General features: G+C 35.4%; 18 protein-coding genes and 1 pseudogene. 3 read left to right on the top strand and 16 right to left on the bottom strand.

All coding sequences use genetic code 11. The annotated features are described in order from the left end of the window. Positions 1 to 112: 112 nt before the first annotated feature. The gene (gene trxB, locus DFO72_RS27410) at positions 113 to 1,069 is read right to left on the bottom strand and encodes a thioredoxin-disulfide reductase (RefSeq protein ID WP_258549857.1); all 957 of its coding nucleotides are present in this window, start codon (positions 1,067 to 1,069) and stop codon (positions 113 to 115) included. 353 nt (positions 1,070 to 1,422) lie between these two features. Then, positions 1,423 to 1,581 (bottom strand): aspartyl-phosphate phosphatase Spo0E family protein, encoded by a 159-nt coding sequence (locus DFO72_RS30795; RefSeq protein WP_113885856.1) that lies wholly within the window; start codon positions 1,579 to 1,581, stop codon positions 1,423 to 1,425. Between the two features lie 181 nt (positions 1,582 to 1,762). On the opposite strand from DFO72_RS30795, the pseudogene DFO72_RS27400 reads away from it, so the two are divergent. Then, positions 1,763 to 1,873: pseudogene (locus DFO72_RS27400) on the top strand (thioredoxin family protein); the annotation flags it as partial. Between the two features lie 133 nt (positions 1,874 to 2,006). On the opposite strand, the gene DFO72_RS27395 reads toward DFO72_RS27400, so the two are convergent. Both DFO72_RS27395 and DFO72_RS27390 read right to left on the bottom strand, forming a co-directional pair. Then, on the bottom strand, positions 2,007 to 2,264 hold the full coding sequence (locus DFO72_RS27395) for a helix-turn-helix domain-containing protein (RefSeq protein ID WP_243856295.1): 258 nt from the start codon (positions 2,262 to 2,264) through the stop codon (positions 2,007 to 2,009). A gap of 428 nt (positions 2,265 to 2,692) precedes the next feature. Then, complete coding sequence (locus tag DFO72_RS27390) at positions 2,693 to 4,750, bottom strand: sensor domain-containing protein (RefSeq protein ID WP_113885858.1); 2,058 nt, start codon at positions 4,748 to 4,750, stop codon at positions 2,693 to 2,695. Between the two features lie 800 nt (positions 4,751 to 5,550). On the opposite strand from DFO72_RS27390, the gene DFO72_RS27385 reads away from it, so the two are divergent. Continuing rightward, on the top strand, positions 5,551 to 5,985 hold the full coding sequence (locus DFO72_RS27385) for an OsmC family protein (protein ID WP_113885859.1): 435 nt from the start codon (positions 5,551 to 5,553) through the stop codon (positions 5,983 to 5,985). Between the two features lie 333 nt (positions 5,986 to 6,318). Here the strand turns inward: DFO72_RS27385 and DFO72_RS27380 are convergent, their stop codons facing one another. The 11 genes from DFO72_RS27380 to DFO72_RS27335 form a co-directional block, all read right to left on the bottom strand. Further along, entirely contained in the window at positions 6,319 to 6,576 is a 258-nt protein-coding gene (locus DFO72_RS27380; RefSeq protein ID WP_113885860.1) for a hypothetical protein, read from the bottom strand. A gap of 55 nt (positions 6,577 to 6,631) precedes the next feature. Continuing rightward, positions 6,632 to 6,919, bottom strand: coding sequence for a hypothetical protein (locus DFO72_RS27375; protein ID WP_134177307.1), 288 nt, complete (start codon positions 6,917 to 6,919; stop codon positions 6,632 to 6,634). Between the two features lie 501 nt (positions 6,920 to 7,420). Beyond that, a complete protein-coding gene (locus DFO72_RS30215) occupies positions 7,421 to 7,510 on the bottom strand; it encodes a putative holin-like toxin (RefSeq protein WP_220182010.1) in 90 nt (29 codons plus the stop codon). Positions 7,511 to 7,788: 278 nt separating this feature from the next. After that, a complete protein-coding gene (locus tag DFO72_RS27370) occupies positions 7,789 to 8,472 on the bottom strand; it encodes a Crp/Fnr family transcriptional regulator (protein WP_113885886.1) in 684 nt (227 codons plus the stop codon). Positions 8,473 to 8,474: 2 nt separating this feature from the next. Further along, positions 8,475 to 8,687, bottom strand: a complete 213-nt coding sequence (locus DFO72_RS30790) for a glutaredoxin domain-containing protein (protein WP_113885885.1) — start codon at positions 8,685 to 8,687, stop codon at positions 8,475 to 8,477. 627 nt (positions 8,688 to 9,314) lie between these two features. Next, complete coding sequence (locus tag DFO72_RS27360) at positions 9,315 to 9,950, bottom strand: peptide-methionine (S)-S-oxide reductase MsrA (protein ID WP_243856297.1); 636 nt, start codon at positions 9,948 to 9,950, stop codon at positions 9,315 to 9,317. 79 nt (positions 9,951 to 10,029) lie between these two features. Then, positions 10,030 to 10,347 (bottom strand): iron-sulfur cluster biosynthesis family protein, encoded by a 318-nt coding sequence (locus DFO72_RS27355; RefSeq protein ID WP_113885883.1) that lies wholly within the window; start codon positions 10,345 to 10,347, stop codon positions 10,030 to 10,032. 24 nt (positions 10,348 to 10,371) lie between these two features. Beyond that, positions 10,372 to 10,611, bottom strand: coding sequence for a DUF2553 family protein (locus DFO72_RS27350; RefSeq protein WP_113885882.1), 240 nt, complete (start codon positions 10,609 to 10,611; stop codon positions 10,372 to 10,374). A gap of 352 nt (positions 10,612 to 10,963) precedes the next feature. Next, positions 10,964 to 12,421, bottom strand: a complete 1,458-nt coding sequence (locus tag DFO72_RS27345; protein ID WP_113885881.1) for a sodium/proline symporter — start codon at positions 12,419 to 12,421, stop codon at positions 10,964 to 10,966. Positions 12,422 to 12,530: 109 nt separating this feature from the next. Further along, a complete protein-coding gene (locus tag DFO72_RS27340) occupies positions 12,531 to 13,778 on the bottom strand; it encodes a Zn-dependent hydrolase (RefSeq protein WP_243856294.1) in 1,248 nt (415 codons plus the stop codon). Further along, entirely contained in the window at positions 13,748 to 14,443 is a 696-nt protein-coding gene (locus DFO72_RS27335) for an L-2-amino-thiazoline-4-carboxylic acid hydrolase (protein WP_113885879.1), read from the bottom strand. Before DFO72_RS27335 ends, DFO72_RS27340 begins: the two co-directional genes overlap by 31 nt. Positions 14,444 to 14,573: 130 nt before the next feature. Here DFO72_RS27335 and DFO72_RS27330 point away from each other — a divergent pair, with 130 nt between their 5' ends. After that, positions 14,574 to 15,461 (top strand): LysR family transcriptional regulator, encoded by an 888-nt coding sequence (locus tag DFO72_RS27330; RefSeq protein WP_134177305.1) that lies wholly within the window; start codon positions 14,574 to 14,576, stop codon positions 15,459 to 15,461. Between the two features lie 407 nt (positions 15,462 to 15,868). On the opposite strand, the gene DFO72_RS27325 is transcribed toward DFO72_RS27330, so the two are convergent. Next, on the bottom strand, positions 15,869 to 16,021 hold a 153-nt coding region (locus DFO72_RS27325; protein WP_181782460.1), incomplete at its 5' end, for a peptide-methionine (R)-S-oxide reductase.

Below are 16,021 nucleotides of genomic sequence, written 5' to 3'. Positions count from 1 at the left end.
AAAAATGTTAGATGGCTAACATTTAGTCATTATATTTAAGAATATTGGTGGCAAAATTTTATCAATACAATATAAAAAAACATCTCCTCTGTTCGAAAAGATGCTCACTTTCTCATTTAGCTTTTAAATTTTCTAATAGCTCTTCTACATATTGCTGGGCACTTTGTGCGGCAATGCTACCATCACCAGTTGCAGTTACAATTTGACGTAATGTTTTTTCGCGAACATCTCCTGAAGCAAAGATGCCTTCCACTTTTGTTTCCATTCGATCATTTGTCTCAATGTAGCCCATTGAATTCGTGATTCCAAGGTTCCTAAATGGTGCTGTTAGTGGATCCATTCCGACATAGATAAATACACCATCTATAGTAAACTCTTTTTCAGCGCCATCTTCCGTCGATACAAACGTCACTGACCCTACTTTTCCATTTTGCTCATTAATGGTTTTAACAGTTGTATTAAACATAACCTCAATTTTTTCATTATCAAACGCACGTTGCTGTAGAATTTTCTGAGCTCTGAATTCATCACGGCGATGAACAATTGTCACCTTATTTGCGAAGCGAGTTAAGTATACACCCTCTTCTACAGCAGAGTCTCCTCCCCCCACTACTATAAGGTCCTTACCTCTAAAAAAGGCTCCATCACAGACTGCACAATAAGATACACCACGTCCAGCTAGCTCTTTTTCACCAGGTGCACCCAGCTTTTTATACTCAGCACCGGTTGCAATGATCACGGCGCGAGCTTTATATTCCTTTGAAGTGGTTTTGACCGTTTTATATTCCACACCATCTTCAATGTATTTAATATCTCCATATGCATATTCAGCACCAAACTTCTTTGCATGCCCAAACATCTTGTTAGAAAGATCTGGACCTAAAATATGATCAAATCCAGGATAGTTTTCAACTTCTTCTGTATTGACCATTTGTCCACCGGGCACTCCTCTTTCTATCATTAAAGTTGAAAGGTTGGCACGAGATGTATAAACCGCAGCTGTCATACCAGCTGGGCCAGCTCCTATAATAATCACATCAAAGATTTTTTCACTCGTCATCTTATCCATCTCCTTTTTCATTTAAGCAACTTTGAAAGTCTCATATGAATATGAATTGTCAATTGTCTTAATTTAGTAAGTTTAAACTAACTTGAAACATAAAAATGTTAGATGGCTCACATTAAAGATGGTGTATTTTAAAAACAAAAAAAGAGGTTAAAACTAAAACCCTTTTAAGACAATTTGAACGACTGATCGAAGTCGGAATGGATGTTATTTTTGAAGAAAAAGGTTCCGGAACTTGTTTTCATGTCCGATCCCCCAATTCAAGGTGTTAAAACTGCCGTTCGAATGGCCTTCTCCCATCTGCACGGCGCCGATTAAACCGCCCACTCATCCGTGCTCGGTCCCTTTTCTTAACTTCATGAATCATCCTTTTCTTTTTGAAGACTCCTCATGTACTTCAAATATTGATTGATTAATTGATCAAGTTCTTGACTTAATTGTATGATAGTAGATTTATGAAGTTCCTTATCAACGTTGAATAATTTTGTCAATTCTTCCCGTTTTACCTCAATCATATACCTCAAAAAGTAAATAGGTGTTATCGTATCACTGTACTTCTCTATAACCGTTCACCTCACTGTTTTACCATTCATACATCGAATATGAAAATTTTTATTTCATAACGTTTACATTATCTGTCAATTCCTCTTCTTGAAACGACTATTCCTAGCATTTTAACTCATGTTTAGAGAACATGATCAGGATATGGGTAATCAAGTTAGGATTATGAAAATTGATGTCGACCAAAACCAAGAAACAGCTAATAAATTTGGTGTAACAAGCACCCCGAGTCTATTAGTGCCGAAATAGTAGGTTCACTTACAGGTGCGATCATCTCCAATTCCCACACCATGTAGCAAAAAAACCAGCTAATACTAGCGCATTATTTGTTTCAGTTGCGAAGGTTTTATCCGTTATGTTTAAATACTGCCGTATCTATCTACTCCTTTATTTTTTCAGATATTTCTTCAACAGATACCCCGTAAAATTCAGCTAGCTTCTCTAGATTACTTCTCTTTGGTATATTGATATTCCGTTCATAACAACTGATAGTGCGAAAAGATAACCCTGTAGATTCAGCTACATGCTTTTGTGTCTGTCTTTTCTTAAGTCTAATCATTTTTAAGTTCATTCCAATGCTGCCGTACATATAATCACCCAATCGTAATTTGGATTCATGAACAGAATTTTTAATCATAAAAAATCCCCTCCCTAGTATACAGATTAATATGCTTTCTGTTTCCTGCGTACTCTATGAGGGGATCATAATCCACATTGTTTGGATATAAAGCTTCAATGGTCTTTCTCTCAATTGTTATCTAGAAGCAAACTATACATATACCATCCTTATCATACGGAAATTTTGACACTGCGCGCATTTTAAAAGGCCAAATCAGCTATCTCTCCTTTGATTTTTAACTAGTACATCTATAGAGAGTGGACTAGTTTACGCCCTACAACTCCTTCTTCTTCCAAGCTGTCCTAATCACAGCAGCAAAAGTGAATGCTATGATTAATCTCCTTTGTAATAAAGAAATAGAGGCAGTTTATTCATCAAAATTTAAAGTTAATTTAGTTAAGTCTAAAATATTTTTAATTATCGGAAAATTAAGTAATTTTTCAGACTCAAGTATTCCCCTTTTTTAATAGTTTTTCAAATTCTGCCTTTGGTAATGGTTTGCTGAACCAGTAACCCTGTACTTCATCACACATTTGTTGTTTTAAAAAGGTGAGTTGCTCAATTGTCTCTACGCCTTCTGCAACAACCCTTATTTCCAATCCTTTAGCTAAGGATATAATGGACTTAATGATTATATTATCACGATGATTTGAAATATTTTGAACAAATGATTTATCAATTTTAATGGTGCTTATAGGATATTCCTTTAAATGAGTTAAAGAGGAATACCCTGTACCAAAATCGTCCAAAGCAACCCTTATGCCCACTTCTTGAAGTAGGTCAAATGCTCTCTTTACAATTTCATTAGTTTGAAGTAAGGCTGTTTCTGTAATTTCAAATTCTAATAATGAAGGAGCAATATTTGTTTCTTTTAAAACGCTTAAAATATTTGTTGTCCAATCATTCCGTAAAATTACTTTAGGTGATTTATTAAGTGAAATGGGAACAGGTGGTGTCCCACTTTGTTCCCACTCTTTTATATAATGACATATCTGCTTTAGCACCCAATCTTCAATCTCAATAATGGATCCATTTTCCTCAGCAAGGGGGATGAATTCCTTCGGAGTTATAAGCCCCCAATCCGGATGTGCCCACCGAATTAAAGCCTCTGCACTAACTATTTTCCCCGTTTTTGTATCTACTCTTGGTTGAAAATAAACAAGAAACTGGTTGGTTTTTATGGCTTCTTTTAAATCTCTTTCTAAACTAAATATTTTATTATTTGTATTTAAATTTGTAAAAGAAGAATAAATTTGGAATTTATTTTTCCCTATTACCTTTGCACGATATAAAGCTTCCTCAGAATTTTTAATTAATTCTTCTGATGTGTCTCCGTCGGTAGGAAATGAACTAATTCCAATACTTATTGAAATATACATTTCATATTGATCAATAAAAAAAGGATTTTTTAACTTTTCTATGATTTTTTCTGCTAGTTTAATAGGATAGTCCGCTTCTGAATAATTCCAAATAATAAGACCAAATTCATCGCTCCCCAGTCTTGCTAAGAAAGAATCATTATCCAATATTTTAGAGATTCTATGAGCAAATAGCTGCAATAATTTATCTCGGGTGGTATTTCCAACTGTACTATTTATATTTTTAAAATGACCTAAGACCATATATAAAATGCCGAGTGACTTTTTATTAGTTGGAGGGGAACCAATTAATGTTGTTACTTTTTCGGAAAAAAATCGTCTGTTTGGAATATTTGTAAAATAATCGTGATATGCAATATGTTTTATCATTTCTTCTGATTTTTTATATTCGGTTATGTCAGTAAAAATCACATCTAACCTAAAAATGTTCCCACTTGAATTATAAGCTGGAAACAATTGGGTTTTTATCCATCTTAGTTCACCATTTTTATGGAAGATTCGATAATTCTCATTTAAAGATACACCCTCCAATACCTTGCGGTGGTCTTCAAAAAAACGTTCCTTATCCTCTGGGTGAATTATAGATAGGTAAGAGGCTCTTAGTTCTGATAACGTATGTCCTGTAATTTTCTCAATGCCCGGTGAACTCAATAAAAAATTATTTTTTTGCAAATCGAATGACCAAAACCATACTTCAAGATTATTGAAAATATCTTTAAAGTCTTCAGGAAATTCCAAATCTTTTATTATTATGTTTGTTTCTTTTCCACTTTGAATGTCATCACTGATTACCTTTGAAATCCCGAAAATTCCGGTCACTTGCTGGTTATTGTTTAAAATCGGTATGTATTTCACATCTGCAGAAATAGGTTGACCATTTTTATTAATAAGAGTCGCTGTATAGCTTTGGGCAACCCCCTTTATGGCTTCTTGTTGAAAGTTACTACTTTTTTCTTGGAAATTTTCATCAAAGTATTCTTGGAAGTTTCCGGTACATTCTTTATCTTCATTACCAAAGATTCTTTTAAACGACTTATTGAAATTAATTATATTACCTTCTAAATCTAATGTGAAAACAGCATCTGGATGATTGTCGTATAAAGCAATAAATGAATTATTTCCCATTTTTACCCCCTGGTTTAAACCATTGATGCCGTATATATCTCATTCATTTCGTCCAAGGTTATACATTGCAGAAAGGGCACCAAACGCGACTGTAGAAAGTTAAATCGACAATTTCTCCATATACTAGCCATAAGAACACAATAACTTATTCATTGAATAGTAAGATACGGGGCTTTGTCTTCTTCTTAACAAGTACAATCTGGACAGCTGTCACCTTTTTGTGCTTTCTCAGATAAACTTCTTTTACTGATTTATTTGTCCTTTTTATTATCACCAACTAATGCCCATTGATGTTTTTTTTGGAATATCCAATCCATTTTTTACAAAAACAATCATATCAATATTTTTTTTGGATTGTCAACTCCACTTTTATTATAAAAGTAAAGATAATCAAATTGTGGGAATGACAACAAAACCGGTGGTTAACGAAAAAGGAAGATGAAACTCGTAATCGAATCATTTCTTGCGCAATGATGTTTGAAAAACATGAAAAAAACATTCCTATACTCCTCTTTTACATAAAGAAAGGGCTTTTTTATTGTTAAAGAAAAGTGTCCAAATGAGGAATGTCTAGAAAGCATAAGGTTAGCTGTATTTATATTTAAGCCTATTCAAAATTCAATCTAAAATGGATGATCATCTTCGTAAAACACAAATAATTATTCCAAATCATCGTACTATGGTTAGGGAGGTATTTTTTATCAACAAATATTTTAAAATATATCTAACTGGAAATATTATTAAGAGCAGTTATACTGACTATATATATATTTATAAGAAGAAAGATGAGGTTTAAAACAATGAAAATCAAGCTAGATTGGAATAACAAAATGGCGTTTTCGAGTATAACACCATCCGGTCATGAAATTAAAATGGATGCTGGCGAAGAAATTGGGGGATCAAATAGTGGTTCAAGACCCACTGAATTACTACTTAATGCAGTAGCAGGCTGTACAGGTATTGATATTATCTCTATTTTAGCAAAAATGCGATTGGAGCCTACTAAATTTCACATGGAAGTGGATGGTCAGCGGGCAGACGATCACCCAAAAAAATTCACAGATATTCACATTCACTATTCATTAGAAGGTGACCTTCCTGAAGAGAAAGTTGTTCGTGCCATCCAGCTTTCGGTAGAAAAATATTGTACAGTTGCCCATTCTTTAAGCGCATCTATTCGTGTAAGTTATTCCATTAATGGCATGGAAACAAAAGGACTTAGGGAACTTTCGTGAAGCCATAAAATCTCTACTTTTCTGTTAATGCATCTGCTTACACTGACATTACGGACCAATAAAGGAGAAAGAGCTAAACTTTAAAGATAGCTCTTTCTCCTTTATTAATTTCTTTTTATATCTTTAATTTTCAATATTACACTTTCACCATAGGAATCACCATTTCATAAACTACCCGTTCACCTGAATGAAGGGACCTTTCAAGATGTCCACTAAATTCTAACATCTCAGTACCAGCAAAAATAATCTTATTTTCCTATACACCTTCTAGTGGTGGTTGACCATTGCTTGCAGCATTGACAAAATGGTCAACACTTCAGTCTGAATTGTGTATCATCCATCATAAAATTCTCTTTTTTTCTCTTCTTCCTCGAAGATTTCGTCTGTTACTTTTTCTATTTGAATATTGTTAGGTCGGAGAAAATTTATGGTTTCTTGCTCTTCATCAAATTGCTGAACAATACCTACCATGGTTGGATATTTTTGAATATGCTCTTCATAGCATGATTGAAAGTCTTCGCCCACAACGAGGATTTCCTTTTTATGACTACCAATATTATCTTCTATATATGAAATAATGAATTCTTTCATAATTTCCTCCTTAAAAAACAATTTTATTAGGTGAAATTTAGAAATACAAAAACACTTAGGTAAGCCTATATTCATTTATATCTAACCCAGATAAATTTAAAGAAAGGTCATCTAGTACTAAAAATACACAACCAAAAATGGTTCTGTAATCGATATATTCCCCTTTAACTTCAACATTTATCTCAATAATATTCCTTCTATTATGTATGTATTTTTCTTCAAATTGATTAAAATTAATACTTGTAACATATACACTAATTTCCTCTAAGGACTTTTTTAGCTCTCTTTCAAATATTGAATTATTAAAGTTTTCCCTGAAGAAAATACGAATAGTAAATTTCATTTCAAATCCTCCTTCTACTTATGATTTGCAAATCTTCCTTACTTAACCCTTTTTCGAATAACTTGTGCATCTTTTACCCCATTTAATTTATTCAACTTTTTCAGTTTAATACAAAAGAAAAAGCTGCCTGTAAAAGCCGCTGCATCTACCCGTTAGCATAGTCCTTAATTAATCTGATTTATAGGAGCTTAACTGCTTGTACTTTAAATCCGAGTTACTTTTGGTCAGCGGTCCCCACAAATCGATGTATGAAAGAAAAAACCGGCGCATCTGCCTCGGCAATCTCAGATAATATTGTTCAAAATTATTGTTTAATTTAAAAACTGTGGGTATAATAGAGATATAATGAGACAAAATAAAAAAAGGCCACTGGCGGGAACCAGTGACCTTTCAGCACAGCAAACTGCATAAAGAGCAGCGACTTTTAGCGGTAAAAGTTGACTGTTAGCTCAAAAAAAGAGTAACCACTTTCTTAACGCCTTCGTCGGGGGTAAGAGGGGGTTACTCTTTTCCTTTCGTAACCGCGATTACTGCAACGATGAGGGAAGCGAATGCTATCATTAACCCTAGTGCGTCTGCTATTGTAATCACCAGCGTCACCCCCTTTCTACAAGGGAATGGCCGCTGCCCTTTACCGACTTGCTGTATCTCCATTATACCCAAAATTTTCATCAGATACAGTAAAATCTTCGAAATTAAATGAACGAAACCCTTTAATAATTAGTTACATGGCTTGTTTTAATATCAAATGTTATGTAACATGTCTCCATGTCTCAGGACTTGCAACCTATATACTGCACCCATGCCGGGAGCACATATGAAAACGCAGAGGTATTCCCTTTGCGTTTAGTGATATGCAATGAACACAATTAGCCCTCATCCACCTCATATAATTCCTTAGCCAAGGCTGTATTAATTTTTAAAGGCTTCTTCATAATCACTTCTTCCTTCTCTAACTCGCCTAAAAATAAACTGACCGTTTCTCTTGAAGAGCCGATCATACTGGCAATATCATGTTGAGTAATTTTCACCTCGACAGTTTGCCACTCCCCACTTCTCACACCAAAGCGGTTACTTAACTGCATGAGAAGAAGAACAATTCGATACTTTACATCTTTATAAGCAATACTTTCGGTAATTTGATACATTTCTTTAAGCTTTGAGGTCAAAATGGTAATGAGATTGATGGCAATGGCTGGGTTTTGACGGATAAAATCCTCAAATTGATCCTTTGTTAATGTGCACACAAACGAATCGACCATCGTTTCTGCATAAATTTCAGACTCTGTTAATGAAAAACTCGATGTTTCTCCAAACACATTTCCCTCACTTAAAAGATCAACCGTGAATTCCTTTCCAGTAGAAGATACTTTATATAGACGAACCTGCCCTTTTTTCAAGAAAAATAGCGACCTCAGCTGTTGAGTTGGACTTAGAATGATCGTCCCCTTTTTAATAGGAGCCGTTAATGTTACTTGATCTAATTTTTTTAATTCTTCTTTTGGAAGCTCATCAAATATATTAATCTGCGAAAGAAGCATTAATTTATCCATGTCTAACCCTCACTTTTATATCGTTTCATAATCATCTCATAATCTAACCATTCGTCATTCAGCTCTAGCACTGGTAGCCCTTTATCTAACGTTAGTGACCTCCCTATATCTAGGTTATCAAAAATATTTATCACTGTCACATCTGTTCCTAGCTTGGAAAATAGCTTTATCACTTCTTCACATTTACAACAGCTTGGCAAAATATATAAAGTCATATCCTACTCACTCTTCCTTTTCTTCTCTAGTTGTCTTGTCAACTGAATACAAATTGACTTCATATTACTATTCATTATTTTACACAAAAAGCTTAAAAGTAAATGTAAGGAGGCTTATATTTTTTTCAAGAGTAGGAGACATAATAAAATTATCCAAGGAGAATCAAACATGAGTTTAAATTCTGAATTAGGTGTTACCTCTAGGAATCAAAGCAACTAAGCCCATTCCATTTGAGGCGATGCAGGTATTTGAACGCGTTCCATAAAAGAGGAAAGGAATCAGGGTTAGTCACTTGGATCGCTGAAGTATCGACTACAGAAAGGGCACCAAGGTCCGCGGCCATGCAAGAGAAATCGAATTAGATTTTCAAGTGTTAAGTGATCCGAGAGGAATCGTTTCAGCAAAGTATAATGTATTATTAGATGTTCCTGATTATTTAAAAGGCGCTTATGAAAAGATCGGCTTAGATTTAGAATCCTTCAATGGGAAAGCAAACTAGATCTTACCAGTACCGGCTATGTTTATGGTAGATGAAACAGGAGAAATCCGCTTTAAGGATGTAAATAGAAACTTCATGTCTCGCCTTGAGCCAAATGATAAAATTAAGCCCTAGTTCAGGCTGCTTTTCATTTACTCTTACATACTTTATCACAGGCTTCAAGTGCCTGATTTTTCGTCTCCTTTAACACTTCTTCGATAACTGACCAAAGAGTATGGTAGTCTGAATCCGAAAATTCCAGCATCATCTCTTGAAGTGATCCACAGTCTTTTGAAAGGCCATTTAACCTGGCTGCTAGGGTTGAATCAACTAGGAATTCCTTTCCCTCAAGTTGCTGCAACTTTTCATAAACAGGCTTCCATCTTTGAAGATAATACTTTTGATGACGGATTTCAGCCTCGTAAAAAGTGTCAAGAGGCTCTACAGAGGTATAGCAGCGACCATGAATTTGCTTGATGCGCTCTACTTTTTGAAGCATTTTTTCCTTTTGTTCCTCACTTTGATAAAACAGGACAGAACGATACTTAATCGAGCGAGGAGCTCTCGTTGTATTATGCTGCTCAAAAAATTGAGTCAAGATCTGATCTAAACTCAGTAGATTTGAATCATATTGGATGTGTAAAGTCTCCGTATAATCTAACGTGTTCCTGGAGGTAGGCTGACCTTCTTTACCTCCCGCATACCCGACTCTTGTTCTGATGACTCCAGGGTGGTAGCCAAAACGTGACTCAGGTCCCCAGAAACAGCCCATACCAAACGTCACTGTATCCAATTAAATCACTCCTAAAAAAATACAAATCAAGGCAATCTTACATGGCAAGTTACTTGATTTGTATCATTTCTTAATTTCTATATTCTAATTTCATATATGCGGTATAGATTTGACTGTTACTTTTTAAAATAAACGTGGACTTACTTGGATTATAATCCACTACTAAGTCTTCATCAAATAAATGGTCTGACTTATGACCCAATAAAACCGGCTTAAAATTTGTAGAAAGGAGTTGTTGTTCCATCTCTGAACTTAACTCCTTCATCCCGACAAATGTCACCCAATCCGCTCCAATGGAGCAGCCACCCAGACTAGGGTTCAATTGATAAGCAATGGCAGGTTCCTGGTTTAATCTCTCAACTGCTCTATCCGAAAATTGTACATTCATAATATCTGCCTCCTTAAAGAAATTTCAGCACCAGCCAAGGTCACAGTCTTCGACATATGCTTTAGGATGATCTGCTAGTAAATGCTCCATAAATTTAAAGATCTTCCCATTTTCCATCACATAATCTTGATGCAGCTCTAATTTTTTTTGCTCATCAGGAGAAATGGAGATCGTTCCTATCTTTTCATCATTAAAGAATAATTCTATTTGATCATCTTTTACAACTGCTCGAATCTGCTCTGTTACATTCATCATGTTCTTCATATTTCCTCTCCTTTTTCGTCGTAATCATGAATCATCTTTACAACTTGAGTATATAGGAAACCGCAAAAGAAAAATGTCATGTACCTTACATAAAACGTTTGAAATCTCTAACTGACAGAATATGAAAAAAGGAAAAGTAACCGACCACATATGGTGGTCACTTTTCCGGATGATTTTGCTGTTTAGATGTGTTTAATGAGAGCTTCTTCAAACCACCTAAGGAGTTATCTGAAGGTGGACCTACAACTTTTTTAAATTTGTCCTGGTATTTGCACTAGAACCGGTCTTGATAAATTTCAAATCCACATATTCTAAACAAGCCCCTTTTTGTATAAGAAAATAATAGTCCATATTAAGATTTTACTAATTTAGGCTGTGTCTCTTTTACTGTATCAGGATAAATTAAAGAGAATACAATACCAGCGAGTAAGCAAATAAAGAACGTTGCAGCCTTTGCTGATAAAATCGATTCAAGCGATGAAAGCGGCCAAACGAAAGCACTGACAAAACCAACAATAATCGTTGCGATAACACCCATACCTGAAATACGCTTCCAGAAAAAAATTAATAAGATAATAACAGAAAATGTATTCCCAATACCTGCCCATGCAAAGGATACAAGACTATAAATAACAGAGCCAGATTTTAGTGAAATAATAATGCCCACAATACCACTAATGACCGCTATAAGACGTGAAAGGTGAACCAATTTTCTGCTTGAGATATTCCAGCGTAATGTTTTGTGAATAATATCTTCACTAATAGAAGTTGTAATCACTAAAAGTTGTGATGACGCAGTAGACATAATTGCTGCTAAAATTCCTGCAACGATAATTCCTGCAACCCATGGAGGTAAGATATCGAATACCATGTGAGGTAAAATCACCTCCGGATCATCAATCGTGGCTTGTTTATATAAAGTCGAAGCGAAAATTGCCGATAAAAAGGCACCGATATAGACAATCAGCGTCCAAATTATTGCCATATTGCGGCCTGTAATACGCTCTTTTTCCGTTGAGATGGCCATAAAACGAGAACTTAACTGAGGCTGACCACCTAACCAGCCAAAGAACCATGAAAGGTTTGTAAATAGCATAGCCCCTAAGGCAATCCCATTTAAGCCTCCAACCCAGCTATCTGCACCATTTCCCATATTCGCAAGCTCAGTTGAAATACTTAATCCTTGATTTTTTATTTCCATGAAAGCTGCAATAGGCACGATAATGAATGAAGCAAGCATTAAAAAGCTTTGAATCGTATCTGTCCAAACGACAGACATAAAGCCACCCATACAAGAATATGCAATAATGATTACGGCGATAATAATCGTTCCCCATGTTATATTAAAACCTGAGAATGAATAAATGGTTTTCCCTATACCTGAAAATTGAGCAGCTAAATAACAAACAAAGAATAAAACCAAAACAGAAGAAGCTAACCAGCGAATCACATCTGCATGTTTAGGGAATTTGACAGCAATATAGTCTGTTAAACTATTCACCTTATATTTTTGTTGTTCGGTCATAAAGCGTTTCGATAAGAATAACCAGGAAACCATAACTCCTAAAAACATTCCGGATAAAATCCAAATACCTGATAAACCCGCTGCGTAGATAAAACCGATTGCCCCTAAAAACATATACGCTGATTCTCCGGTAGCGCGCTCAGAGAATGCAAGTGCCCAACCAGGAAGCTTATTTCCACCTAAAAAATAATCATTATGTGATAAGTCCTTCTTGCTAAAATAAATTCCAATTGCCAGCATTGCAAATAAATATAAGGCAATTTCAACATATACAACCGTGTGCATAACTTTATTCCTCCGTCTTATTAAAGTAAAGAATACCAAGTGGTTAAATTCCCCTAAATCGGGGCACAGTTCATATATGAACAAAAGATTTTTCTATAAATATATAATTTTATTTTGTAAGTCCTACTACTGTGTCATATAAAATATTCGTTGCAATCACAATATCCTCATCTGAACTATACTCTAACGGATTATGACTAATACCATCTTTTGAACGAACAAATAACATCCCAATTGGTGCCACAGCGGCGATATTCATGGCATCATGCCCAGCACCACTTATTAATGAATAAGGTCTTACACCCTGCTTCTCAATATTAATTGCTAGGTGCTGATGAAGCATAGGATCTGTTTTTGCTGGTTTTACGCGTTGTAACATCTTTGTTTTCAGCGAAACTTTTCTGCGCTCAGCAATCTTTTGCATCTGTCTTAAAATTGAACTTTCTAAAGTGCTTATTATTTGTTCATCAATATCACGGATATCAATTGTAAAGGTAACTCTACCCGGAATGACATTAACGCCATTTGGTTCTACATTTAGTTTTCCGACAGTGGCTACAGAACCGGATCTGTCATTGAACATTTGTTCAATTGCTAAAATCATTTCACTTGCTGCAGCTAAAGCATCCTTACGAATTGGCATCGGTGTTGCACCAGCATGTTCACTAACGCCTGTTACAGTCACTTCCAGCCATAATGGTGCTGCAATACCTGTAACGATGCCTACCGGTAAGTTTTCGTTTTCTAGTACTCTTCCCTGCTCAATATGCATTTCTAAATATGCTTGAATGTCATTACGTTTTATTTTTTCTAAAAAAAGGGGTGACATTTGGCTTTGCTTCATTGCTTCCTCAATAGAAATACCTGATGCATCGGTTTTCTGTAGGTGCTCATATGCTAAAAGGCCAGCCATTGCACGACTGCCGATTAACCCAAAGCCAAAGCGTGTTCCTTCTTCATCTTTAAACGCTACAACTTCAATTTTCTTTGAAAGTGATAGCTGTTGTTCATGAATGGTTTGTACGACTTCAATCGCCGCAAGAACACCTAATGCACCGTCATATTTTCCGCCCTCTGGCACAGTATCAATATGAGAGCCCAGCATAATGGTTTCGCTTCCTTCACCATATGTGCCAATAACGTTCCCAACAGCATCAACTTTGATGGTCATGCCTGCTTCTTCCATATATGATGTTACGAGCTCAATAGCCTGTTTTTCTTCAGGTGTGAAAGAAAAGCGATTAATGCCGCCTGTTAGTTCATTACGTCCAATTTGACTTAAGTCTTGAAGATGCTTTAGTAGTCGGTTAGCATTAATCATTGCACTCACTCTTTCATCTGAAATTGAAAATGGCATTGACCCTCACGTAATACATATTGATCATGTATAACTTCAAAATTTTTATTATATCCTTTTGCAATAGCTGGATCGATTACTTTGCAATAAAGAATACCGTATTTGCCCATATTATCATTTGCCCATTGTTGGCCAAATGGGCATTGTGTAAATGTTTGCTCTACTTCATTCTTTTTATAAACCGTATCAATTTCAAATAAATCGCTGCGCCCCATATCGTAGTTAGTTAGATAATTTTCTACAGTATTTTCTAAACCGTTTGTACGTGCTCGTTGTGCAATACCTTCACCACGTTTATTACCGAAGCGTTCCACTGCACGCATAATTACCTGCTCGCCTTTCTCACCATATTCATCAACAACTTGTTTTGCAATTTGTGCAAACATTTTTGAAAAACGTGCAAATGTCGTTAAATCCGCAAATTTTTCTTCTCCTTCTACAACTTTTGGTAAGTATTCAAAGAAAGTATGATTTTCACCCTCTGCCGTCGCCTTTTTCGCCATTGCTTCAGCGTCTTTTAAACCAAAAGTTTCTAATCCTTTTTTAACTAACACACGACCATGCTCACCGTATTCTTCCGTAATAGACAGATGTAATTCAGTAAACATTTTTGCTGTAATAATATCCATGGATAAAGCCTTCATCATCAACTTTTCTTCTGCCATGTTTTTGGACCTCCAATAATTCGTATTGATTTACTCGGGATTTATTTTTATTATAGGAGGGAACAATAAAATTAATCAAATGAATATTTTAATTAATGAGTATGAAAAAAATTCATAAAAGGGGTTTACGATGGTTACTTTAGCGCAATATATCGCATTCCATACGCTCGTTGATATAGGGAATTTTACTGAAACCGGCTTAAAGTTGAATCTCACACAGTCAACTATTAGCCATGCGATCAGCAATTTAGAAGCAGAACTAGAGCTGTCTCTTATTATCCGTAATCGCAACAATATCGTTTTGACGAGCGAAGGCAAAATAATTTATGAGCATATCTCAAAAATTTTACAACAGCAGCATCAGCTTGAAACAGTAGTTTCGAGTATAAAAAATTTCATCGGAGGCTCATTATCTGTTGGTATTCTTCCAAGTGTTTCTTTTGTTTTACTACCAAAAGTTTTAGCCTATTTTGCACAACATCATCCTAACTTACATATCCGTTTGATGGAGGGAGATTACGATCAGATCGAAGAATGGCTGCATAATGGGATTATTGATATCGGTTTTTTAGTAAAGCCGCATTCAAAAAATCTTGTTTTTGATTCCATTTTTGATGATGAACTCGTTTGCATAATGGCGAAAGATCATCGGTTGGCGAAGGAGGATAAACTTCATCTAGAACAATTAAAAGATGAACGATGGATAATGCCAAAGCGGAACATTGACCGGGATGTCTCACGCATGTTATACGAAAATAAAATACACCCCAATATCGTTTATGAATTATCCGTTGACCAAGTCATTTTGACGATGGTAAATGAAAATTTAGGTATTTCAATCGTACCGAATTCGATTTTAATCCATGCACCTAATACCCTTATTCGAAAAAATATTAATGAGTCGTATGTTAGACAAGTCGGTATTGCACACAGACACAGTATTCAACTTTCTCCAAGCGCTTTGAAATTTGTGGAAATTTCTAAAAAATTCGCTCCCAGTTTGAAATATGATTATTGACAAATGAAAATTACAATATAATATCTAATTTATAAAGCACCTGCGACTGGAAATGGACTCGGTGTAGCTCCGGGGTCATTTTATTTAGGCACCATTGATTACGATGCTTGTTATATCTCAATCGCTCGATCCCTTCTTTTCTAATTTATCTTATGATTTTTACTATGCTTAATCATTAGAGAAAGTGTTCAAAGAAACTTTCCGTCTGTGCGATATCACAACAGATTCCCTTTCGGGACATCGATTGTATTATGCACGCTCTTTTACTTCGCTTTGATAATGGGGAAGAATATAGCAGTAACCTTGGGCAGAGTTTAACTTCACTTCACATTTTGCATTTTTACCCAGCTTTCAGATTGGCCTTAATGAAAAAGCCCTTGGAGAAGCCCCCAAGGACTTTAGATTTTCTATTGAAACAAACCAAGATACTCCTCGTAGCCCTCTTCCTGTAGTTTATCTTTTGGGATAAATTTAAGGGCCGCAGAGTTGATACAATATCGAAGCCCGCCTTTATCACGTGGACCATCATCAAATACGTGTCCTAAATGAGAATCTGCTGA

The organism is Cytobacillus oceanisediminis (genome assembly GCF_004366035.1).
Lineage (GTDB): Bacteria > Bacillota > Bacilli > Bacillales > Cytobacillaceae > Cytobacillus > Cytobacillus oceanisediminis_C.
The sequence above is the reverse complement of the archived record's forward strand: the minus strand, read 5'-3'. Positions and strand labels throughout refer to the sequence as shown.

What these genes read in the sequence shown, in the direction of transcription:
- DFO72_RS27390 (WP_113885858.1), bottom strand. Translation starts at nt 4,750, where the DNA reads ATGGGAAATAATTCATTTATTGCTTTATACGACAATCATCCAGATGCT.
- DFO72_RS27375 (WP_134177307.1), bottom strand. Translation starts at nt 6,919, where the DNA reads ATGAAATTTACTATTCGTATTTTCTTCAGGGAAAACTTTAATAATTCA.
- DFO72_RS27370 (WP_113885886.1), bottom strand. Translation starts at nt 8,472, where the DNA reads ATGGATAAATTAATGCTTCTTTCGCAGATTAATATATTTGATGAGCTT.
- DFO72_RS27350 (WP_113885882.1), bottom strand. Translation starts at nt 10,611, where the DNA reads ATGAAGAACATGATGAATGTAACAGAGCAGATTCGAGCAGTTGTAAAA.
- DFO72_RS27335 (WP_113885879.1), bottom strand. Translation starts at nt 14,443, where the DNA reads ATGGCAGAAGAAAAGTTGATGATGAAGGCTTTATCCATGGATATTATT.
- DFO72_RS27345 (WP_113885881.1), bottom strand. Translation starts at nt 12,421, where the DNA reads ATGCACACGGTTGTATATGTTGAAATTGCCTTATATTTATTTGCAATG.
- DFO72_RS27395 (WP_243856295.1), bottom strand. Translation starts at nt 2,264, where the DNA reads ATGATTAAAAATTCTGTTCATGAATCCAAATTACGATTGGGTGATTAT.
- DFO72_RS27355 (WP_113885883.1), bottom strand. Translation starts at nt 10,347, where the DNA reads ATGAATGTACAATTTTCGGATAGAGCAGTTGAGAGATTAAACCAGGAA.
- DFO72_RS27385 (WP_113885859.1), top strand. Translation starts at nt 5,551, where the DNA reads ATGAAAATCAAGCTAGATTGGAATAACAAAATGGCGTTTTCGAGTATA.
- DFO72_RS30790 (WP_113885885.1), bottom strand. Translation starts at nt 8,687, where the DNA reads ATGACTTTATATATTTTGCCAAGCTGTTGTAAATGTGAAGAAGTGATA.
- DFO72_RS27380 (WP_113885860.1), bottom strand. Translation starts at nt 6,576, where the DNA reads ATGAAAGAATTCATTATTTCATATATAGAAGATAATATTGGTAGTCAT.
- trxB (WP_258549857.1), bottom strand. Translation starts at nt 1,069, where the DNA reads ATGGATAAGATGACGAGTGAAAAAATCTTTGATGTGATTATTATAGGA.
- DFO72_RS27330 (WP_134177305.1), top strand. Translation starts at nt 14,574, where the DNA reads ATGGTTACTTTAGCGCAATATATCGCATTCCATACGCTCGTTGATATA.
- DFO72_RS27340 (WP_243856294.1), bottom strand. Translation starts at nt 13,778, where the DNA reads ATGCCATTTTCAATTTCAGATGAAAGAGTGAGTGCAATGATTAATGCT.
- DFO72_RS30795 (WP_113885856.1), bottom strand. Translation starts at nt 1,581, where the DNA reads ATGATTGAGGTAAAACGGGAAGAATTGACAAAATTATTCAACGTTGAT.